This is a genomic window from Butyrivibrio sp. VCD2006 (assembly GCF_000423925.1).
Classification (GTDB): domain Bacteria; phylum Bacillota; class Clostridia; order Lachnospirales; family Lachnospiraceae; genus Butyrivibrio.
In genome coordinates this window covers 126,454-148,760 of sequence record NZ_KE384106.1, presented here as the reverse complement: position 1 = coordinate 148,760, position 22,307 = coordinate 126,454, and the positions used below count along the sequence as shown (strand labels likewise).

The 22,307-nt window shown below is 38.8% G+C and carries 20 protein-coding genes; all 20 read left to right on the top strand.

Features of this window, described 5'->3' with window-relative positions:
* The first annotated feature begins 10 nt into the window (after positions 1-10).
* The 20 genes from G586_RS0118580 (at position 11) to G586_RS26400 (ending at position 22,305) form a co-directional block, all read left to right on the top strand.
* Positions 11-1,018 (top strand): rod shape-determining protein, encoded by a 1,008-nt coding sequence (locus G586_RS0118580; RefSeq protein WP_026528917.1) that lies wholly within the window; start codon positions 11-13, stop codon positions 1,016-1,018.
* Entirely contained in the window at positions 1,019-1,885 is an 867-nt protein-coding gene (gene mreC / locus G586_RS0118575; protein ID WP_196811642.1) for a rod shape-determining protein MreC, read from the top strand. It abuts the gene before it with no gap.
* A 7-nt stretch (positions 1,886-1,892) separates the two neighbouring features.
* Positions 1,893-2,411 carry a rod shape-determining protein MreD gene (gene mreD, locus G586_RS0118570; RefSeq protein WP_026528915.1) on the top strand — a complete coding sequence of 173 codons (519 nt, stop codon included), beginning with the start codon at positions 1,893-1,895 and terminating at the stop codon, positions 2,409-2,411.
* Positions 2,404-5,268 (top strand): penicillin-binding transpeptidase domain-containing protein, encoded by a 2,865-nt coding sequence (locus G586_RS0118565; protein ID WP_026528914.1) that lies wholly within the window; start codon positions 2,404-2,406, stop codon positions 5,266-5,268. The genes mreD and G586_RS0118565 overlap by 8 nt, the downstream gene beginning before the upstream one ends.
* Positions 5,210-6,394 (top strand): FtsW/RodA/SpoVE family cell cycle protein, encoded by a 1,185-nt coding sequence (locus G586_RS0118560; RefSeq protein WP_330363297.1) that lies wholly within the window; start codon positions 5,210-5,212, stop codon positions 6,392-6,394. Before G586_RS0118565 ends, G586_RS0118560 begins: the two co-directional genes overlap by 59 nt.
* Positions 6,395-6,412: 18 nt before the next feature.
* The gene (gene mgsA, locus G586_RS0118555; RefSeq protein WP_026528912.1) at positions 6,413-6,808 is read left to right on the top strand and encodes a methylglyoxal synthase; all 396 of its coding nucleotides are present in this window, start codon (positions 6,413-6,415) and stop codon (positions 6,806-6,808) included.
* Positions 6,809-6,941: 133 nt separating this feature from the next.
* The gene (locus G586_RS0118550) at positions 6,942-7,766 is read left to right on the top strand and encodes a D-alanyl-D-alanine carboxypeptidase family protein (protein WP_242832056.1); all 825 of its coding nucleotides are present in this window, start codon (positions 6,942-6,944) and stop codon (positions 7,764-7,766) included.
* Positions 7,767-7,871: 105 nt separating this feature from the next.
* Positions 7,872-8,291: a hypothetical protein gene (locus G586_RS0118545; RefSeq protein WP_026528910.1), complete on the top strand. Its 420-nt coding sequence runs from the start codon at positions 7,872-7,874 to the stop codon at positions 8,289-8,291.
* Positions 8,292-8,356: 65 nt separating this feature from the next.
* Positions 8,357-9,769, top strand: a complete 1,413-nt coding sequence (locus tag G586_RS0118540; protein WP_026528909.1) for an HlyD family efflux transporter periplasmic adaptor subunit — start codon at positions 8,357-8,359, stop codon at positions 9,767-9,769.
* A gap of 91 nt (positions 9,770-9,860) precedes the next feature.
* Positions 9,861-10,388 carry a cell division protein SepF gene (locus G586_RS0118535; protein WP_026528908.1) on the top strand — a complete coding sequence of 176 codons (528 nt, stop codon included), beginning with the start codon at positions 9,861-9,863 and terminating at the stop codon, positions 10,386-10,388.
* A 60-nt stretch (positions 10,389-10,448) separates the two neighbouring features.
* On the top strand, positions 10,449-11,552 hold the full coding sequence (gene aroB, locus G586_RS0118530) for a 3-dehydroquinate synthase (protein ID WP_026528907.1): 1,104 nt from the start codon (positions 10,449-10,451) through the stop codon (positions 11,550-11,552).
* Positions 11,553-11,567: 15 nt separating this feature from the next.
* The gene (gene lspA, locus G586_RS0118525; protein ID WP_026528906.1) at positions 11,568-12,107 is read left to right on the top strand and encodes a signal peptidase II; all 540 of its coding nucleotides are present in this window, start codon (positions 11,568-11,570) and stop codon (positions 12,105-12,107) included.
* Positions 12,104-13,048 carry an RluA family pseudouridine synthase gene (locus tag G586_RS0118520; protein WP_035773569.1) on the top strand — a complete coding sequence of 315 codons (945 nt, stop codon included), beginning with the start codon at positions 12,104-12,106 and terminating at the stop codon, positions 13,046-13,048. The genes lspA and G586_RS0118520 overlap by 4 nt, the downstream gene beginning before the upstream one ends.
* 86 nt (positions 13,049-13,134) lie before the next feature.
* Positions 13,135-13,764: an AAA family ATPase gene (locus G586_RS0118515; RefSeq protein WP_026528904.1), complete on the top strand. Its 630-nt coding sequence runs from the start codon at positions 13,135-13,137 to the stop codon at positions 13,762-13,764.
* Positions 13,765-13,844: 80 nt separating this feature from the next.
* Complete coding sequence (gene yfbR / locus G586_RS0118510; protein WP_026528903.1) at positions 13,845-14,438, top strand: 5'-deoxynucleotidase; 594 nt, start codon at positions 13,845-13,847, stop codon at positions 14,436-14,438.
* A 95-nt stretch (positions 14,439-14,533) separates the two neighbouring features.
* On the top strand, positions 14,534-17,002 hold the full coding sequence (locus tag G586_RS0118505; RefSeq protein ID WP_026528902.1) for a hypothetical protein: 2,469 nt from the start codon (positions 14,534-14,536) through the stop codon (positions 17,000-17,002).
* Between the two features lie 9 nt (positions 17,003-17,011).
* Positions 17,012-18,682 carry a LytS/YhcK type 5TM receptor domain-containing protein gene (locus G586_RS0118500; RefSeq protein ID WP_026528901.1) on the top strand — a complete coding sequence of 557 codons (1,671 nt, stop codon included), beginning with the start codon at positions 17,012-17,014 and terminating at the stop codon, positions 18,680-18,682.
* A gap of 3 nt (positions 18,683-18,685) precedes the next feature.
* Complete coding sequence (locus G586_RS23840; RefSeq protein WP_051204912.1) at positions 18,686-19,417, top strand: LytR/AlgR family response regulator transcription factor; 732 nt, start codon at positions 18,686-18,688, stop codon at positions 19,415-19,417.
* A gap of 137 nt (positions 19,418-19,554) precedes the next feature.
* Positions 19,555-21,021, top strand: coding sequence for a carbon starvation CstA family protein (locus G586_RS0118490; RefSeq protein ID WP_026528900.1), 1,467 nt, complete (start codon positions 19,555-19,557; stop codon positions 21,019-21,021).
* An 87-nt stretch (positions 21,022-21,108) separates the two neighbouring features.
* Complete coding sequence (locus G586_RS26400) at positions 21,109-22,305, top strand: branched-chain amino acid ABC transporter permease (protein ID WP_026528899.1); 1,197 nt, start codon at positions 21,109-21,111, stop codon at positions 22,303-22,305.
* The last annotated feature ends 2 nt before the right edge of the window (positions 22,306-22,307 follow it).

Sequence of the window (22,307 nt, the reverse complement as noted above, 5' to 3'; positions counted from 1 at the left end):
GAGGCTTATTTTGGGCAACAATACTTTCGGTATCGATCTTGGAACAAGCAACATCAAAATCTACAACAAGGCTACTGATGCTGTAACTGTAGAGAAGAATCTTATAGCAGTTGAGAATAAGAAATCAATTCTTGCTTATGGAGATTCTGCCTACGATATGTATGAGAAGGCACCTAGCAATATCAAGATTTCTTATCCTTTAAGTAATGGTGTTATCGCTGACATTGAACACATGAAGACTCTTGTAAAGCTTTTCATCACAGATCAGATGAAGGGTGCTCTTAAACCTGTTGATGTTTATATTGCCGTACCGAAGGATGTAACAGAGGTAGAGAGACGAGCTTTCCATGATCTTATCAGAGAATCAGGTGTTAAGGCTAAGAAAATCATGATGGTTAAAAAGCCTGTGGCTGATGGTCTCGGAATGGGCGTTGATGTCATGAATTCACAGGGTGTACTCGTAGTTAACGTAGGATTCGATACTACTGAGATTTCAATTCTTTCACTTAAAGGTATTGTAATCAGTAAGCTTATCAAGGTTGGTGGCAAGAAGTTTGATGATGCTATCAGAAACGTTATCCGTAAGGAATTTTCACTTATCATCGGAGAGAAGACTTCAGAGAATATAAAGATGTCTCTTAAGGACCTCGAGAAGGCAGGTCAGGATGCCATCGTATATGGAAGAGATATTGTAACAGGTCTTCCTGTAGAGAGATCTATTCCTACTGACCTCATTGATCAGTCACTTATCGAGAGCTTTGATCAGATCCTTGATAATATAAAGGCTACTCTTGAGCGTACACCTCCGGAACTTGCTGCCGATATTTTCAAGCATGGTCTTTATCTCACAGGTGGCGCTTCTCAGGTTTGCCATCTTGCTCAGAGACTTTCAAATGGCGTAGGCCTTAATGTTAATCTTGCTGAGAACCCGCTCAGCTCTGTTGCTTTAGGTCTTGGTAAGATAATAAAGGATGATCAGTATAAGGCTCTTGCTTACTCAGTTGAAGAGGATGTATAAATGAGTCCTATCATTAAAAGAGGGGGAGATAAATTTACACTTCCAAGTAAATATCTCCTCTTTATTTTAACAATTTTATGTGTGGGGCTTATCGCAATTACGTTTAACACTAATGTGTTTAACAGCTCAGTTAATTCCTTTGCCGGCGCTGTTGTTGTGCCTTTTCAGAAGGGCATTACTACTGTTGGCGTCTGGATGAAGAGTACCTCAGATAATCTTGAAAGTATACGTGCCCTGCAGACAGAGAATCAGAATCTTAAAAAACAGGTTGAACAGCTGACTATTGAGAATACCAACCTTGAACAGGATAAGTATGAGCTGACCAAGCTGAGGGAGCTCTATGAACTTGATGCCCAATATTCTGATTATAAGAAGATTGGCGCCAGAATAATCGCCAAGGATGCAGGTAACTGGTATCATTCCTTTGTTATCGACAAGGGTTCTGATGTTGGCGTAGAGGTTGATATGAATGTTATCGCAGGTGGAGGACTTGTAGGCAGGATTACTGATGTTGGACCTGACTGGGCTAAGGTGCAGACCATTATTGCTGATAATTCTTCAGTAAGCTGTACTGTACTTTCTGCTTCCGAGAATCTCATCGCGACTGGAGATCTTGAACTTTATAACGAAGGACAGATTTCTTTTTCAAAGCTTGTTGATGAGGCGGACAAGGTCTCAGTAGGAGATAAGGTCGTTACTTCCAATATTAGTGATAAGTACCTGCCCGGAGTTTTGGTTGGATATATATCCACGATAGAAGAGGATTCAAACAATCTGACAAAATCCGGAAGAATCACTCCTGTGGTACAATTTGAGTATATGAATGAAGTTTTGGTAATAATGAAGCTCAAAAATACCGGGGAATAATGCTTTTATGCGAAGAATATTATTTACAGTTTTATCCATTTTAATAAGCTTCATATTGCAGACTACCGTTTTCAGGGTTCTGGATTTTAGTGGTATCGTGCCTAATCTGATGATAATCCTGACATCTTCTTATGCATTTATGAGAGGAGATAAAAGCGGAATGATCATCGGTATGGTCTGCGGGCTTTTAGTGGATATTTTCTTTGGGACATATCTTGGGTTTTATGCCCTTATCTATATGTATATAGGTTTTATAATCGGGAAATTCAACAAAATCTTTTTCCCTGAGAATATCCTGCTTCCACTAGCACTGATAGTTTCTTCGGACTTCCTGTTCGGATTTGTCTGTTATGTGCTTCTGTTTATGTTCAGAAACAAATTCAACATAGCCTATTACACAATAAATGTAATTTTACCGGAAGCGGTTTATACGGCTCTGGCAGCTGTATTTATCTATCCTGTTCTAATCAAGATCAATACTTATCTTGAAGATATTGAACAAAGGAGTGCAAAGAAGTTTGTTTAGTAAGATAAAAGAAGTTGTTGTAAATTTCATAACGTCTCGTCTTGTTATGATTTCAGCCCTGCTTATATTAGCCTGTGCAGGGCTTATTTACAGACTTTTCTTTTTACAGATCGTAAAGGGAGAAACATATCAGGACTCTTTTCAGTTAAAAATCCAAAAGGAAAAATCAATTGCTGCAGCAAGAGGCAATATATATGACAGAAACGGTAACCTTCTGGCTTATAATCAGCTGTCGAATTCCGTAATGATCGAGGATGTCTATGAGTCCGGATCAGGTAAAAATGCTGCACTCAATGAAACAATCAATAAGACAATTGATATCATTGAAAAAGACGGTGATGTAGTTGATACTGATTTTAATATTCAGTTAAACAGTGCCAATGAATTTGAGTTTACTATTGAAGATAAGGCTTTGCTCAGATTTTTGGCAGATGTTTATGGGAAATCCAACACAAATGATCTCAAATATGAGGAAAGATCAAAGACAGCACAGGAGGTTGTTGAGGATCTTTGTGAGAAATTCGGTATAGGTGACTATACTGATCCCAACAACAAAAAGAGCTTTGTACCCGGGATGGGATATACAAAAGAAAGACAGCTTAAACTGATCGTTATCAGATATAAGATGTTCTCAAACAGCTACCAGAAGTACATCAACACTACAATTGCCACGAATGTTTGCGATAAAACTGTGGCTGATATAATGGAGAACTCCAATATCCTTGAAGGCGTATCAATAGAAGAAGATACTGCAAGAGTTTATGTTGATTCTGAGTACTTTTCACAGATACTCGGATATACAGGTAAGGTCTCTGATACAGAGCTTGCTGAATTACAGGCGATAAATCCGAGCTATACTTCAAATGACACTGTAGGTAAATCCGGAATTGAGCAGTCAATGGAATCAGTTCTTCAGGGAACAAAGGGTAGTGAAACTGTTTACGTTGATAATACCGGTAAAGTTATCGAAACAAGCAGCTATATCGATTCGACGGCAGGAAGCAATGTATATCTGACCATTGATAAGGATCTTCAGGAAGCCTGCTATAACATAATTGAGCAGTCCCTGGCAGGTATTCTTATTTCAAAAATAGAAAATATCAAGTTCTATACAATGGGTGAGAATTCAAAGGCCAGTGATATTAAGATACCTGTATATGATGTGTTTTTTGCGCTTTTTGATAACCACGTTATAAACCTTAAGCATATGGAGAGCTCCGATGCAGGTTCTGCGGAGATGCTTGTTCATGAAAGCTTTCTTGCAAAGCAGCAACAGGTGCATGCAAGCTTAAGAAGTGAGCTTACAGAACTCAATACACCCTATAATCAGCTCACAAAAGAGTATCAGGTTTATATGAGTTATCTGGCTAATAAGCTCTATAATACCGGTGTAATTGATTCATCAAAGGTTGATAAGGAAGATAAGAACTACATCGCATGGACTACTGATGAAACTATTTCTTTATCGGATTATATAAGATATTGTATATCTGCTAACTGGATTGACGTTACAATGCTTGACCTGGAGAGTCAGTATGTTGACTCGCAGGAGATATTTGATAAAATTGTTGAATTCATTTTCGAAGAAATTGAAGACGATGATGAGTTCAATAAAAAGTTTTATAAATATCTGCTTCAGGATGATCTTATAAGTGGAAATGCCGTTTGTAACATACTTCTTGAGCAGGGCATAGTTGAGCTTCCGGAGGAAGAGCTATCACAGTGGCTTGCAGGAAGTGAATCACCCTATACATTTATAATCAACAGAATTTCAAATCTCGATATTACGCCTGCACAGCTTGCACTTGATCCTTGTACAGGGTCAATGGTTGTTACGGATGTAAATAACGGAGACGTGCTTGCGCTTGTTTCATATCCGGGCTATGACAATAACAAAATGGCTAACGGAGTTGATTCTGAGTACTACGCTAAGCTTCGAAGCGATCAGTCTTCACCGCTTCTTAACTATGCGACCATGCAGAGAACAGCTCCCGGTTCCACCTTCAAGATGGTTTCTGCAACTGCAGGACTTTTGGAGGGTGTTATTGATACAGGTTCAACTATTACCTGTACCGGTGTTTTTGATAAGCTTGATAATACTAATCCCGCTCACTGCTGGATTTATCCCAGATCCCACGGCTCTCTTGATGTAACCGGAGGTATAAGGAATTCATGTAACGCCTTCTTCTTTGAAGTTGGTTACAGATTGAGCCTTGTAGGTGATAACTATAAATCAGATGTGGGTCTTGAAAAGCTTGCTAAATATGCTGATATGTACGGACTTAGTGAAACAACCGGAATAGAGATAACTGAGTACGATCCGATAGTATCTGACCTTGACTCAACACGTTCTGCAATTGGTCAGGGTACAAACTCATTCACTACAGTCGGTCTTGCAAGATATATCACTGCTGTAGCTAATAGCGGTACATGCTATAATCTTACACTTGTAAAAAAGACATCGGATCCTGACGGAAACCTGCTTGAAGAGCATGGGGCTACTATTCGTAATCATATAGATATGGATTCATCTTACTGGAATGCTATACATCTTGGTATGCGTCAGGTTGTAGAAGATAAGGATTATTTCAATGATCTTGCCGTAAATGTTGCAGGTAAGACAGGAACAGCCGAGGAGTCTAAGAAAAGAGCGAACCACGCACTTTTTGTTTGCTATGCACCTTATGAGAATCCTGAAATTTCAATAGCAACACGTATAGCCTATGGCTATTCATCAAGCTATGCAGCACAGATAACCAAGAAAGCACTTGCATACTACTTCGGACTTGCAGAAGCCGATGAAATGCAGAACGGAACAGCTCAAGAGCTGCAGGGTGGAGAAGCTAATGCGGACTGAGACATTTTTGGAAAAACTGAAAAGTTACAATATATTTGATTATGATTTTAAGCTTGTACTTATGCTTATAGCACTTTCATGTATTGGCGTTATGGCCGTTGGAAGTGCTGATCCGTCATATAAAAAGAAGCAGATAGTTGGTATTATGCTTGGAATTTTTATGATGATTTTCATATCAATTCTCGACTATGTGTTTATATGTAAATTTTATATAATTTACTATATTCTTAACCTTGCTGTTTTGGCACTGGTTTTTACACCACTTAGCCATTCGGTTAAGGGTGCTACGCGCTGGATTACGATTCTTGGCGTGCAGTTTCAGCCATCTGAAGCATCCAAAATTTTATTGATTTTATTTTTTTCAGCGTTCATAATGAAATATAAGGATAAAGTAAAAAAAATCTACTTTATCTTCATTTGTCTCGGGCTTTTGATACCGCCTCTTATCATGATTGTTATGCAGCCTGACCTTTCTACAACAATAATGCTGACAGTTATTATTGCATGCATTATGTTTTCGGCAGGAATAAGCATGAAATTTGTGATAACAGTTCTTGGTATTTCAATTCCTACAGCCTTGCTTGTAATATTTGATGCGCTTGCTGACAAGAGTATTATTCTGAGAGACTATCAGCAGAGGCGTGTTTTAGCATGGCTTCACCCTGAAGATTTCGCATCATCAGATGCTTATCAGACTCTGAATTCTATTATGGCTATAGGTTCAGGACAGCTTTTGGGTAAAGGATATAATACTAATGAGATAAGCTCGGTTTTGAACGGTGGTTTCGTATCAGAGTCTCAAACAGATTTCATTTTCACTGTTGTAGGTGAAGAATTTGGATTTATAGGTGGATGCGCTGTTATAGTGCTGATTCTCCTTATTGCTCTGGAATGCATGGTAATAGCAGGCAGGGCAAAGGATCTCACAGGACAACTGATCGCAACAGGTATGGGGGCCTGGATCGGTTTTCAGGGATTCCTGAATATCGGAGTTGCCACAGGAGCGCTTCCTAATACTGGAATTCCGCTGCCGTTTGTCAGCGCAGGACTTACATCTTTAGTCAGTTGCTTTGCGGGTATGGGTTTTGTACTTAACGTGCGATTGCAGAGCAAAAAATACTTTTAGTTGGGGAAGGGGATACCAATGAACATTGCTTTTATAGCTCATGATGCAAAAAAGAAATTAATGCAGAACTTCTGTATAGCATACAGAGGTATATTAACCAAGCATGATCTTTATGCAACAGGAACTACAGGAAGACTTATAGAAGAGGTTACTAACCTTAGTATCCACAAGTATCTTGCAGGACATCTCGGAGGCTCACAGCAGATCGGTGCTGCTATTGAGGCCAATGAAATCGATCTTGTCATTTTTCTTCGCGATCCATTAACACAGAAGGTTCATGAGCCGGATGTTAATAATGTCACTCGTCTATGTGATATGCATAACATTCCGATTGCTACAAATCTTGCTACTGCTGAACTTTTAATTAAATCATTGGATAGAGGAGATCTTGAGTGGCGTGAGATGTATAAGTAAAATTAGAAGGCGGCTTGCCTTAATTTGTCTTGCGCTGATTTCTTCAAATATTTTATGTGGTTGCGCAGATTCTGATTATGCTTTTCCTTACAAAATTTCATCTACGGAATATAGCGAAACCGGAGTTGTTGTCATGAAAAGTTTTGCGGGAGATTTATGTGTGACGAACAGTGATATTGGTGATTCACTTACGCTATCTGATAACACATGTTGCGGTCTCTTTGATCTTAGCAATAAAAAAACTCTTTACTGCAAAAACGCACAGCTCCAGATAGACCCGGCATCACTTACTAAGGTGATGACGGCTATTGTTGCGCTTAAAAATGGCTCACTTGACCAGATACTTGTTGCTGATTCCGATGTTTATGTAACTGAAGATGGAGCTCAGAAAATCAATCTTAAGGCCGGTGATTCCATGACTCTTGAGCAGGCACTTCACCTACTTTTGATATATTCAGCTAATGATGTTGCGCTTCTTATTGCTAAAAGTATTTCTGGAAGCGTAGATGCTTTTGTTGATGCAATGAATAATGAAGCACTTTCACTTGGTGCAACACATACTCATTTTATGAATCCTAACGGCTTAACTGCAGATGATCACTATACATGTGTATATGACATGTATCTTATGTTTAATGAAGCTTTGAAGTATGATAAATTCAACGAAATAATAAGGATGTCTGCATATTCAACGCAGGTTAATACTTCAAGCGGTGAACTCAGAGATATAGAAATCAGAAATACAAACGGCTATATAAATGGCAATTATACGATGCCTGCCGGTATTACTGTTCTTGGGGGTAAAACAGGAACAACAAATGCTGCCGGCCATTGCTTGATACAGTTGGCATCAGACACTTCCGGCAATAACTACATTGCAGTAATCATGCGGGCTGAGGATACCGAGACACTTTATCATGAAATGTCTGATTTGTTATTGCAGATAACGAATGGGTAAACTATAATATTATTAACAACTGAAGCGGCGGAATCGAAAAGCAAGAAATTCGTAGAATTTCGAGCCTTGCTTCAAATAAAATATTACACACTGGAGGGTATGGATATGGTTCAATTAATCGTTGGGAAAAAGGGAAAGGGCAAGACAAAATGCCTGTTGAACAAGGTCAATACCGAGGTTAAGAACATCTTAGGCAACGTAGTATTTCTTGATAGAAATACAAAGCACATGTTTGAACTTAACAATAAAGTTCGCCTTATTGTAGTTCCGGAGTTTATGATTGAGAATTCAGACGAATTTATCGGTTTCGTCAGTGGCGTGATTTCACAGGATCACGATCTTCAGCAAATGTATTTCGATGGTTTCCTCAACATTGCATGTCTTGAGGGACAGGATATCACCCCTACAATTGAAAAGCTCGAGCGTTTGAGTGAGAAGTTCAATGTTGACTTCGTACTCAGTGTATCAATGGATGAATCTGAGCTTCCTGAAAGTGCTAAATCTAAGGTTGCTACAGCGCTCTGATTATAAATAATAATAGGATATTGATAAGCCGCGAGAAAAACGCGGCTTATCTTTAGTTTGGAAATATGGCAAAAAAAAGGAAGAACAAGGTAACTAAGTTTCCCGGTTTTTTGCATCTGAATGTTGGAATTATATTCTTTGCATTACTGATGTTATACGTAGTTATCTGTGTTTTTAGTTATTTCAGTAAAAAGCATATAGTTGGATATGAGGTAAGAGAGGGTTCACTTTCTTCGAATAATATCTATGAAGCTCTGGCTCTAAGACAGGAGACAATAGTAGATGCTGATCATGCAGGATACGTTAATTATTTTGCAACTGAAGGTCAGAGAGTTGCAGTAGGCAACCTTGTTTATACTGTTGACGAATCCGGAGATCTTCTGGAGTATTTGAAGACTCAGGGAACTGAGACCGCAGAGCTTTCGGATGATGACTTAAGTGAACTCAGGTCACAGATAGTAAGCTATAGCGAAGACTTTGATCCAAGATCATTTGGTTCTGTTTATGATTTCAAGTCAAGTCTGGACGGAACTGTTCAGAAGCTTGCAAGCTCAAGTGTACTTCAGAGCATTGATTCACTAAGTGGTGCATCAGCTCTAAAAAGCATCAATTACTGTTATTCATCAGATACAGGAATAGTTCAATACTATATTGATGGATATGAGAATTTAGGGCTTAATGACCTGAATGCTGATCTCATGGATAGTAGTAAATATGAGAGGAAGCAGCTTATCAGCAATTCACTTGTTGGCGTAGGTGATCCTGCATTTAAGCTTTCAACCAGTGAAGAATGGATGATCGTTATTAATGAAAATGATCTTGATAAAGTAAAAGCTCTAGCTGATAAAGAATACGTCAAGGTCAGGTTTTTGAAGAACCAAGATGAGGTTTGGGGCAAGGTTTCTTATGTGACAAATGATTCCGGAGAAACATTTGTAGGCTTCTCCTTTACTAATTCCATGATAACCTTCTCAAAGGACAGATTCCTTAATGTAGAGCTGATCACTGAGGATGAGAGCGGACTGAAAATACCCAATTCAGCTATTGCTGAAAAGAGCTTCTTTGTTATTCCTAAGGAATATATTACAAAAGGAAATAACAATAACAGTGGTGTTTTAAGGGACAGATACGATGAAAACGGCAATGAGACTTCGGAATTTATAGAAGTTGAGCTGTATAACGAAAACGAAAGCTCATATTATGTAGATGATGATGTCTTGAGAAACGGTGACCAACTGATAAAAGCCGATTCACAGGAAAAATTTACCGTTAATACGAAGGATACCCTTATTGGAGTTTATAACATAAATAAGGGGTATGCAGATTTCAGACAGATTAGTATCTTGTATCAGAATGATGAATATGCTATCGTTAAATCAAATACAAATTATGGATTAAGCGTATATGATTATATCGTTCTCGACGCGTCAACAGTTAAGGGAGACGTTAAGAACCTTGACACTTCGAGTGAAAACTAGCATAATGTAATAGTTGTATGATATGTATCTTGTATAAGTAAGGGGATTGCTTTAGATACATTAATTATTTGGGGAATTAGGAGTATAACACATGAGTGTAATGGATAAGTTTTTGTCAGCTATGAAGCTGAATGGGGATGATGAAAGTGGTTACTACGATCAGGATGACGATGCATACTATGATAGTCCTGTAGAGCCTATTCACAAGGCTAGCTCTTTAGGAAAAGATGATCCTTCAATCGAGATTGATCAGGATAGACTTACTAAGAAACCTACTCCAGCACCGAGACCTGTTCCTGCAAGAAACAGAAGTAATGGTGGAATGGAAGTTTGTGTTGTTAAGCCTACATCAATTGAAGATGCGAGAGAGATAACAGAGACACTTCTCAATAATCGTACTGTAGTACTTAATCTTGAAGGAATAGATGTTGAACTTGCACAGAGAATTATAGATTTCACTTCAGGTTCATGCTTTGCAATAAGCGGTAACCTCCAGAAAATTTCCAGATACATCTTTATTGTAACTCCTGCAAGTGTTGATATATCCGGTGATTTTCAGGACATTTTAGGTGGTGCTTTTGAGAGTTCACTTGGTAGCACCGGACCGCAGTCAATGTAATTTAATATCAGATTATTTGAGGCAGAAGCTTTTTGCTTCTGCCTTTTTGTGAGGATGAATATGTCAGAAGTTTTAAATGTAAAGTATAACAATCAGCCCTGCTACGACATTGTATTTGATTATAGCTTCGATGAGCTCACAGACCGCATCTCTGAGCTTGGATATGCAGGAAGAAAAATTGCAATAATTACTGACACCAATGTTAAAGGCTTATATGCTGATCAGCTTTTAAGCATCATTGACACAGTTGCTTCAAAATCGCTAGTTTATGCGATTCCTGCAGGCGAGGAAAATAAGAATCTTACAGAAATAGAGAAGATTTATGAAGTTCTTATTGAGAACCATTTTGACAGACATGATCTTATTGTAGCGCTTGGTGGAGGCGTTGTTGGTGATATGGCAGGTTTTTGTGCTGCTACATATCTTAGAGGAATTGATTTTATTCAGATACCTACAACTCTTCTTGCTCAGACGGATAGCAGTATCGGCGGAAAGACGGGCGTAGATTTTAAAGGATATAAGAACATGGTCGGAGCTTTTTATATGCCAAAGCTCGTCTATATGAACATTAATGTTCTTAATACACTTCCAGGTGATCAGTTTGCTTCGGGATTTGCTGAAGTTATGAAGCATGGTCTTATAAAGGACGCGGATTTTTATATGTGGCTTATCGATAACATGTATGAGATAGAAGAAAAGGATCCTGATACTTTACTTTATATGGTAAAGACAAGCTGCAATATCAAAAGGCTTGTTGTTGAGAAGGATCCTACTGAGAAGGGAAACAGAGCGCTTCTTAATTTTGGACATACAATAGGACATGCTATTGAGAAACATAAAGATTTTTCTCTTGCTCACGGAGAGTGTGTTGCGCTTGGAGCAGTTGCTGCTGCGTTTATTTCATGGAAGAGACAGATGCTTTCCATGGAGGAATACTACGAGATAAGAGATATGTTTGTACCTTTTGGTCTTCCTATCTCAGTTACTGATATTGATACAGATGAAGTTGTAAGACTTATGCATTCAGATAAGAAATCTGATGGAAATAGTATTAAATTTGTCCTTCTTAAGAGGCTTGGTAAAGCTGTGCTTGATTCCACAGTAACGGATGATGAAGTCAGAGAGGCTATTAAGGAAATTACCTGGACAGAAGATTTTGAATAATTATTGGAGTTTTATATGAATAATTTTAATACCAAAAAGAAGATCCATCTTATTATAGATCTTATTTCAATACTGGTACTTATTGCAATTGATCAGTTTACCAAGCTGCTTGCTGTAGAAAAGCTGCAGGATCAGGATTCTGTTGTTCTGATAAAAGGAGTTTTGGAATTAACCTTTTTGAAGAATTATGGTGCAGCATTTGGTATATTACAGAACCAAAAGATATTCTTTGTAATGATAGCTATAATGATAATAGTTGTAATCGCCTATATATTGTTTCAGTTGCCGCTTGAAAAGAAGTATACAATACTTCAGATTATCCTTGTGATGATCGCCGGTGGCGCTGCAGGAAACATGATAGACAGAGTAAGAAATGATTATGTTGTTGATTTTATTTCCTTTGTAATCATTAATTTCCCGATTTTCAATGTTGCGGATATCTATGTTACGGTCTCAACAATTCTGTTTATTATTTTGTTTTTGTTTTATTATAAAGAAAAAGACTTTGATTTCCTCAGCTTTAAACAGCAGAAAAAGTACAGGGAGTTTAAATGACAGATTCTTTAGGTAACGATAATATAGTTAAATATTTCGCAGGCGAGGATAATGACGGAGAGAGAGTTGATAAGGTTATGAGCTCTCTCTCTGATTCTATGTCCAGAAGTTATATTCAAAAGCTTATTAAGGATAAAAAGGTTCTGGTTAACGGCAAACCTGTTAAGGCAAGCTTCAATGTGAGTGAAGGGGATATTCTGGAAATGGAAATTCCTGCTTCAATCATACCTGATATTGAGCCGGAGAATATCCCTCTTGATGTAATTTATGAGGATAAGGATGTCCTGGTTATAAATAAGCCCAAGGATATGGTTGTGCATCCTGCTGCCGGTCACTATTCAGGGACTCTTGTAAATGCACTTATGTATTACCTTGGTGATGATCTGTCCGGGATAAATGGCGTTATGAGACCCGGTATCGTGCACAGAATCGATAAGGATACAACCGGGTCCGTTATTATATGTAAAAATGACATAGCACATAGAGGAATAGCAGAGCAGTTAAAGGAGCACAGCATTAACCGTGTTTACCATGCAATTTGCCATGGAATTATTAAAGACGATGAAGGTACAATCGAAGGTAATATTGGTAGGAGTGCAAATGACCGCAAGAAAATGGCTGTTGTTCCCGAAGGTCAGGGTAAGCCTGCAATAACACATTACAAGGTTTTGAAAAGATTTGAGAAGGAAAAACTGACCTATGTGGAATGCCGTCTTGAAACCGGACGGACTCATCAGATAAGAGTTCATATGTCGAAAATCGGACATCCTCTTTTAGGTGATACAGTTTATGGACCTTCTATGAAGAGCAGATTTAAACTTCAGGGACAATGCCTCCACGCTAAAATCCTTGGGTTTAATCATCCTGTTACAGGTGAGTATATTGAGACCGATGCGCCTCTTCCTGAATATTTTAGTCATTTGCTTGTTATATTATGCTGAATCTGTCTATTTTGTAACATTTTTCATCAACAATTATGATATAATGTATCTAAATCTATGAAATCTTTTCTTGCGGAGGTTTTATTATGAATACAATCATTACAATAGGCAGACAATTTGGTTCAGGTGGTCGTGAAATTGGATGTAAGGTTGCAGAGCGTTTCGGTATTAAGTTTTATGACAAAGAATTATTGACCAGAGCTGCTTCTGAGAGCGGATTTGCTCAGGAAATGATTCAGGATCATGATGAGAGACCTACTACATCGTTCCTTTACAACCTGGTTATGGATACGTATTCATTTGGCTATAATTCCTCCAGTTTCGTTGATATGCCTATAAGCCATAAGATTTTCCTGGCTCAGTTTGATACAATCAAAAAGATTGCTGATGAAGGCCCCTGCGTAATCGTTGGTAGATGTGCCGATTATGCACTGGCTGACTATAAAAATGTAATCAATATCTTTATTCATGGCGATGAGGAAGATAAGATAAATCGCATTATTGAAAGATATCCAGATGTAACAAATAAGGATAAGGCTCTTGAGATGATGCTTAAAAAGGATAAGCAGAGACAGAGCTATTATAACTATTATTCTTCAAAAAAATGGGGCAGATCTGATACTTATGATCTGACGATCAACAGTAGTGTTCTTGGAATTGATGGTACGGTTGATCTAATATGTCAGTTCGTAGGTGATTTTGAGAGCCGCGAATAACCTGAATTCTTTTATTGTATTTTACAGAAAGGATTGAAGGAGCAGGCCTTTAAAGTTTGCTCCTTTTTCTATATAAAAATATGGCATACAATTTTTTTGCAATGATCTCAAGAATGAAATATATAGAGCGTTGGGCACTCATGCGCAATTCAAGACCTGAGAATCTCTGTGAGCATTCTCTTGAGGTTGCGATGATCGCACACGCACTTTGTGTTATAGGGAATGTACGCTACGGTAAAAATCTGAATGCCGAAAAAGCAGCGCTTATTGGCCTTTATCATGATGCTTCTGAAATTATTACCGGAGATATGCCAACACCTATAAAATATTATAATGAAGACCTTAAGAATGCTTATAAACAGGTGGAGGCTATTGCAGATGTTCAGCTTCTTCATAAGCTTCCCGATGATCTTCAGCCTGTATATCGTGAGATATTTAAGACACAGGAAGGCGAAGATGAAGCCTACATGAGAAGACTTGTTAAGGCAGCTGATAAGCTTTCAGCTTTTATTAAATGCATCGAAGAGAAAAATGCCGGAAACTGTGAATTCAGAACGGCAGAGAAAAGCACGCTTAGTTCACTTAATAAGTTAAAAAGAGAGCTTCCTGAGGTTATGGATTTTATGGATGATTTCCTTGAGCCTTATGGAAAAACTCTCGATGAACTATCTTGATATAGTTTTCTTTTCAATTGTTATAGCTGAATCTACTAGTTAAATTTATTACATTATATGATAACGTCAATTTCGCATTATAAGAGGAGTTTTGGATGACATATTTTACAAGCTTTTTTATTGATGCTGAAAAAGATATCATAGTTGATCTCTATAAGGAACTTGATAAGCTCTATTATGTCTTATCAACGCCTAATCACCATACCGGAAACCTGATAAGAAACCTTGCAGGTATTTGCAAGCTTCCGCTTACCAGGAAAGAAGATGGCTTTTTTGTGATTAAGGGAGAAATTCAGTGCTTTGTAGATTCTCAAAATAATGAGATTTACAAGTTTTGCCTTGGCGACATTGATGTTGCTGATATTTTTCCTGATGGCACGGTAGAAAGAAAAGCGACGATACCTGCCATAGCAAAAACTCTTATGAGTCAGACCAAGGATTATCAGCTTGATCTTGATAAGACCATTTTCCGTACCTTTGTCAAAAAAGAGCTCAAATTCAGAGCTGATCTTCACACACATATGAATGGCAATCTTCCAGGAGATGTGCTAATTGCTCTGGGTATCTACCATCAGATCAGATATCCTCTTTACTATGTGAAAAAGCTTGATTTAAAGCTTACCGAAAGTCAGTGGAAAAAGATTAATGCGCAGCGTATAAAGGTAGCAAGGCAGTTCACATCCTCAGGACTTGAAGGTAAATATCTTGATAGAAGAATCAATGATAATACATTTATAAATTTTGCTGATCTCATACTTAATAATCTTGATAATGCAGAGATGAATATTGTTAAGATCAGAGGTTCCCTGGCGGTCATAAAGGATGGTCAGGCTGTCTTTACTAATCTTGAGAAGGTTTACTTATATAGGTATGTTTTTTGTAAAGCAAAGGAGAGCGAAGATAAGATCGATTTTAATAATGTTGATCAGATACCGGATGAAGATGTAAAGAACGTATTAAAGCAGATGTTCAAGGATAAGGAAAATCCTGATTACTGCAATAACACGATTTTCCAGGATAAACTCCTATGGATAGCGAGGAATTATAAAAAACAGGGTGTTTGCTACGCGGAGATAAGCGATACAACTCTTGTAAAGAAGTACGAATCCATCGAGATGCTAAAGCAGGTTCATGAGGTAATGCCAAGGATTTATCAGGAGACAGGAGTGATGATAAGATTCCTTGCAGCCATGAGAAGAATACCTCTGACGATTGTAAAGGATGCTGTAACTCCTGCAGACTATCTTGAGCAGAACCTGGAGGTATTAAGAGCTACCTTCCTTGATCCGTATGTTGCAGGCTGCGATTTTGTCGGAGAAGAGATAAACGATATTATCACACTTAAGCCGGTTTTCAAGGAACTTGTGAAGTTTGCGGCTATTGACCCTGACTTCGTGATAAGAGTTCATGCGGGGGAAAATGACAGCCTTAAGGACAATATTTCGCACAGCATTAATTGCGTAAAGGATTGCCTCCTTCCGGGACAACCTATGCCCAAAATGAGGCTTGGTCATGGACTTTATACTTATTCTCCCAGATCAAAAAAGGGAAGAGAGGTTATAAAGCAGCTCAAAGAAAATGATATTGTCCTTGAATTCCAGCTCACCAGCAATGTGCGTCTGAACAACCTGAATTCACTTAAGGATCATCCACTTAAGTACTATTTGCATCAAGGAATAAAATGTGTTCAGGGAACTGATGGCGCTGCATTATATGGTACAAGTTCAATAGATGAACAGCTTTCTCTTAAGAAGATGCTAGAGCTTTCAGATGATGAACTGAGGCTCATGAGAGAAGCAGAAAGCAGCATTATAGAGAATGGTCAGCAATCCTATTCCGACAAGAAAGAAGCCTTCAGGCAGCTTATAAAGAATCGTGATATGGAAGAGGTTCTTCTTCAAAAGATGAAGACTGTAAGGATATCCAAGACAGGTGCAAGAAATGTCAAAAAGCTAGATTCAAATAAAGAGCTAAAGGATATCATTGATGAGATCACCTGGGATAGATTTCCGATTGTACTTTTGGGTGGAAGCTTTAACACTGAGAAAAGGGCTACTAATGTGACGGCCGAGGGTAGAAAACAACTGGATTCACTTTTGGATATTCTTGATCCTGAGGAAGTTTGCTTTGTTATAGGACATAAGCTCTCGGGATATGAAAAGTATCTCTTGTCTCATAACGAGAAAAACTTTAGGGTATACGCTGTAGTTCCGGCACTTATAACAAGGCATGAACGTGACAAGTTAAAAGAGGCAGGGGTAATTATCAGAGTATCACCTGAAGCCGAAGGAATGGGAATATATAAGAGTTTTAACTATGAGATATTCGAAAGAAGGCCTTCCATGGTGATCGCTTTTGATGGAAACAGTGCCGCAGCTAACCTTATACAGGAAGCTAAAAACGGCAAGGGTAAATCTTTCATTTATATTTGGAGTCATTCTAAGACTCTTAAGCAGAAGGCTAAATCACTTCACGGTTACGTGAACTTTTTTGACAACGATAATCCGATTGTGGATCAGCTATTAAAGCTTCAAGGGGAGTATGAAAAGTTTGAGAATATATAGGGGGTAGCGATGGAACTCTACTATAGCATGCTTGTTAACATTGGACTTCTGATTCTGATTGCGAATGTGCTTGTAAGAATTCCTGTGGTGACACAGATTATTTGTGAGGAAAACAAGCATCAGTTTCAGGCAAAGCTGATGCTGGGAGCAATCTTTGGGGGATTTTGTATTTTCTCGACCTGTACAGGTGCGCAGGTTCAGGGTGCTATTCCTAACACCCGTGTTCTCGGTGCACTGGCAGGGGGGCTTTTATGTGGTCCTTTTGTTGGAATCCTTGCAGGGCTTATTGGTGCTGTTCATCGCTATCTATTTGATGTTAATGGTGTGACAACCTTCGCGTGTGCACTTTCAACACTTCTTGAAGGCTTTCTTGGTGCTGTAATCTACCATATTTTCAGAAAACGAAATGTGAATTTTCAGTGGTATTACCTTGTAATCATCACAGCTGCTGCAGAGTGCCTGCACATGATAAATCTTCTTATTTTTGTGCACCCCAAAAGCATTGCCGTTTCTATCGTTCAGGTAATCGGTCTTCCGATGATAGTTTTTAACTCAATCGGAATGGTCATGTTTTTCTCGGTTTTTGAGGATATTTATACAAGGCAGAATCTCATTGCAGCAGATAAGATGCGTCTTGCGCTAAACATAGCAGATGCATGTATACATAACATAAGGAAAAATCCAATAACCGATAATGACTTCAAAGAGATGGAAAAGACCATAAGTGGTTTTTCAAGATGCAGGGATGTCTTCTTTTTACCCCTTAACAGGAGAGACGAGCTATTTGAATGTGATTATGTGTTTACGCAGAACTTTGTTAATTACATGGAAAGAAGATGCGTTACGGATCTAATTGACAAGAAGGAGAAGGGACCCTTTGGGATTAAGCAGACCCTCGTTGCTTCAGGCTCAAAGGTAACCATGGGAAGTGATACCTGGGGGTATCTCGTACTTGTATTTGAACAGCGCTATTCATCACTTGAAGAAGCTGAATGTCTTGTAACGGCACTTGCCAAATTTTTCTCAACAAATTACGAGGCTTATCAGGTAGAGTATCAAAAGAAGATGAGAGAAAGAGCTGAATTCAGAGTGCTTCAGTCGCAGATAAATCCTCATTTTCTATTTAACAGTTTAAATACAATATCCTGCTTTTGCAGAGAAAAACCTGACTACGCAAGGGAGCTGCTCCTGGCTCTTTCTGTATATTTCAGGCATAACCTCAACTCAAGTAATGATTATATGATAGATATTGATGCTGAATTTGAACAGGTTGATGCATATCTTATGCTGGAAAAGGCCAGGTTCGAAGACAGATTAAAGATAACAAAGAACATAGAAGAGGACATTCACAGACAGGTTCCGACTTTGATATTGCAGCCAATAGTTGAAAATGCAATAAAGCATGGCGCCATGAAAAGAGAAGTCGGGGAAGTTGAAATAGATGCAGGTATGGACGGGGACGAACTGGTGGTAAAAATCGCTGATAACGGCTGCGGAATCCCGGATCCTGTTCTTAGAGCTTTCAATGACAAAACAACAAAAGGTAAATATGGACTTCTTAATGTCGATGGAAGACTTAGGAGTATTTATGGGGAGAAGCACGGTCTTCATATCGATTCTTCGGAAAATGGAACTACGGTAACAATGCGTATACCGCCTAAAGCTTTATTGGAGGGTTAAAGTATGACCAGAGTTTTGATTGCAGATGATGAGAGGCCGGCAAGGAGCGAGCTTAAATTTTTACTGGAAAAAATATTTAAGGATTTAAATAAATCCGGAGTAGAACTTATTGAAGCCGGAAGCGGCTCCGCTGTTTTGGAGGTGCTTGATAAATATACATTTGATGCATGCTTCCTTGATATAGAACTGGGAGATAAAAGAGGAACTGAGCTTGCTGAAGAAATGAGGCAGAAGAATATCAATACACCTATCATTTTTGTGACAGCTTATGAAAACTATGCACTTAATGCCTTTGATCTTGATGCAGTTGATTATGTAATGAAGCCTTTTGATGAAAACAGAATAAGAAAGGCTATAAAAAAGCTGATGCAAAGAAAAACCGAAACAAAATTTATGCCGGGTCCCTTTGCGCTTCCCGCAGGTGATCATATGGAGGTTGTAGGTGCAGACAGCATCAGCTATATTGAGGCAATCCATAAAGGTGCAAAGGTACATTGCCATAAAAATATTTATATTAGTAATGAGCCTTTGACTACCTGGGAAAAGAAACTTAGTCCTGCAGGAGACCAGTTTGCGAGAATACATAAGAGCTTTATTGTTAATCTAAATGCCTGCGAAGCACTTGTTCCGGATTATAACAATGGATATGCCTGTAAGCTTAAGGAATGTGACGACATCGCCATTCCTATAAGCAGAAACATGATTCACGAAATAAGACAACATTTCTGTATGTAATTAGATTTATTAATCAATTACAATTCAGACCCGATTTTTTGCATTTCAGTACCTGATTATTGTTGTGAATTAATAGCAAGAATATACTAAAAACTAGGGAAGGGATTACTTTCACTAAATAATAGGAGGGTGTACTTATGATTAGCTTTTTGGTATGTTTAGCAGTTTTGGTAGCGGGTTATTTCATTTATGGGTCAATAGTTGATAAAGTATATGGCCCTGATGACAGGGAGACTCCTGCCGTCAGAATCAATGATGGTGTAGACTTTGTAGTAATGCCAAGATGGAAGCTTTTTTTGATACAGCTCCTTAATATTGCGGGTCTTGGTCCGATCTACGGAGCTCTTGCAGGTGCTCAATGGGGCACATCAGTATTCCTTTGGATCACACTTGGTACAATACTTGCCGGTGGTGTTCATGATTTCTCAGTTGGTTTTATGAGTATGCGTCATGACGGTGCAAGCGTATCAGAGCTTACCGGAATGTATCTTGGAAACATTATGAAGACAATTATGCGTGTATTCAGCGTAGTTCTTCTCGTTATGGTTGGTACTGTTTTCGCAGTAGGACCTGCAGGACTTATTGCACTGCTTATTGGAAATCAGGGTGGAACAGGACTCCTTACAAACACAACATTCTGGCTTACACTTGTTCTTATTTACTATTTCATAGCAACCTTTGTACCGATCGATAAGATCATCGGAAAGCTTTATCCTGTATTCGGTATCTGCCTTATCGTTATGGCAGTTGGTGTAGGAATCGGTATTTTCACACATGGATATACAATTCCCGAGATTCAGCTTTCAAACCTTCATCCCAGTAATACACCTATATGGCCCATGATGTTCGTATCAGTTGCCTGCGGTGCTATTTCAGGATTCCATGCAACGCAGTCACCTCTTATGGCAAGATGCTGCAGATCTGAAAAAGAAAGTCACATGGTATTCTACGGAGCAATGGTTTGTGAAGGAATAATCGCACTGGTTTGGGCTGCTGCAGGAAGCGCAGTTTATGCAAAGACAGGTGGACTTACAACCGGACTTACAGATATGCTTGCAAACGGACAGGCAGCTTGCGTATATGATATCTGCACAAAGACAATGGGCGGCTTTGGAATCGTTCTTGCAATGCTTGGTGTTATAGCTTGTCCTATCACTTCAGGTGATACAGCATTCCGTTCAGCAAGACTTGTTGTTGCAGATTGGTTTAAGGTAGATCAGAAGCCTTATATGAAGAGACTTGTTCTTTGTGTACCGCTTCTTCTTGCAGGTGCTTTTATCAGCCAGCTTAACTACGGTGTTGTTTGGAGATATTTCAGCTGGTCAAACCAGACGCTTGCTATGATAGCTCTTTGGACAGCATCGATGTATCTGTTCAGAAATGGACGTCAGTATTGGCTCACAGCCGTACCGGCAACCTTCATGTCAGCAGTTTCAGTAACGTATTTCTTCTGTGCACCTGAATGCCTGCATCTTTCAACAGTAATTGCTTATCCTGTTGGAATAATAGCTGCAATCGCATTCCTTGCACTCTTTATCTACAACACACGGAGACCAGCACAGCACGGTGAAAAACAGCCTGTTAATCACAAGAAGTCTGCTTGAAAGAACGACCATTATCAAAATAATCTTTAAAAATAAGAGCTGCAGTGAAAACTGCAGCTCAATTTTTATTTTGGGAATTTAAAAAATATGAAACAGAAAAAAATCAATACGAGGGCATTTGCCGGCATAGCCGTGCTGCTCTTATTCATAATTATATTAGAGAATTTAAGTTCCATAATTCCGGGATTACCGCAGGTTTTCTGGCCTACAAGCCCTCTGTTTACAGTGCTTAAGAAAGCAGCTGTATATTCACTTGTAGCTGTTTCAATGAACCTGTTAAATGGATTTACAGGACTTTTCTCATTAGGACAGGCTGGCTTTATGCTTCTTGGTGCATATACCTATGCCATCCTGACTGTTCCTGCAGCTTCTAAAGAGCAGGTGTATTACCTTTTCGGAGGATGTGCATTTAACTCATCTATTATCGATATACTGGGTTCGGTTTTTGGTACTACCGGTGTTGGCGGTGCCATAAGTATGATAATTGGATGTCTTATAGCTCTTATTCTCGCAGGATGTGTAGCAGGATTTTTTGCTTATCTTATAGGATTTCCTGTACTTAGACTTAAAAGTGATTATCTTGCAATTGCCACACTTGGCTTTGCAGAGATCCTTCGTGCTATTTTCCAGTGGCAGAAGCTTGGAAAAATCACGAATGGTGCCAACATGATCAAGGGATTTCCCACTTTCTCAAGCTTTAATATAACCGATGCAGCAGGACATGAGATAGTTCGTCTTTCTACGTTTATCCCGTTCCTGATTTCTTCAATATGTATTGCTATTATAGTTCTTCTGATTAACAGCTCTTACGGAAGAGCATTTAAGTCAATTCGTGATGATGAAATCGCTGCAGAAGCAATGGGTATCAATCTGTTTGGACATAAAATGTTGTCATTTGTTATTTCAAGCTTTTTTGCAGGTGTTGGCGGAGCGCTTTTCGCAATGTATGTGGCTAATGCCCAGGCAAAGGCTTTCACTTCAGTTATGACTTATGAGATTCTCCTCATAGTTGTAATAGGAGGAATCGGTTCCGTTAGCGGAAGTGTACTTGCGACATTTTTATACGTTGCATGCTCGGAGTGGTGGCTCAGATTCCTCGATAGTGAACAGTATATCGGAAGCTTTAAGGTTCCGCTTCTTAGAAACGGTTTCCGTATGGTAGTATTTTCAATTGTCATAATGGTAATCGTGCTGTTTTTCTCACAGGGAATAATGGGAGAAAATGAGATCAATCTAGGTGCACTTTTGAAAAAGACTGCCCGGAAAACGGAAAGGAAAAACTAAGT